Raw genomic sequence first — 614 nt, 5'->3', positions numbered from 1 at the left:
GTCGACCGCAACAACATCGAGGACGACAACCTCGGGATCTACGCCCCCCAGGCGCAGATGGCCGGCTTCAGTGCGAAGCAGCTGCCCGACGAGATCGTCATGGACCTGGTCAACGAAGGTTTCGCCAGCCAGTGCTATGACGGCCAGTATTTCTTCGACACCGACCACCCTGTCGGCGAAGGCAGTGTCAGCAACAAGGGGACCGTGGCTCTGTCCGTCGCCACCCAGGCCGCCGCGCAGGCGTCCTACGGCGCCGCCCGCACCGCCATGCGCAAGTTCAAGGACGAGGATGGCCGGCCGCTGAACATCACCCCGAACGTGCTGCTCGTGCCGCCCGCCCTGGAGGACATCGCCCGCGCCCTGGTCACCAATGACCGTCTGGAAGACGGCAAGCCCAACCCCTACAAGGGGACGGCCGAAGTGGTGGTGGATGCCCGCCTGACTTCGGATACCGCCTGGTTCCTGCTCGACACCACCAAGCCTGTGCGCCCCTTCATCTATCAGGAGCGCAAGAAGCCGGTCTTCGTGCAGCAGACGGAGATGAACAGCGACAACGTCTTCCTGGCGAAGAAGTACCGCTTCGGCGCCGAAGCCCGCGCGGCCGGTGGCTATGG

At 65.1% G+C, this 614-nt stretch carries 1 protein-coding gene; it reads left to right on the top strand.

Features of this window, described 5'->3' with window-relative positions; all coding sequences use genetic code 11:
• Window positions 1–614, top strand: a 614-nt coding sequence (locus tag SCI24_RS21425) for a Mu-like prophage major head subunit gpT family protein (protein ID WP_318727288.1), incomplete at both ends; no start/stop codon positions are given.

The organism is Halomonas sp. (genome assembly GCF_033549285.1).
Lineage (GTDB): Bacteria > Pseudomonadota > Gammaproteobacteria > Pseudomonadales > Halomonadaceae > Halomonas.
Note: the sequence above shows the minus strand (reverse complement) of the source record. Positions and strands in the feature narration are given on the sequence as shown.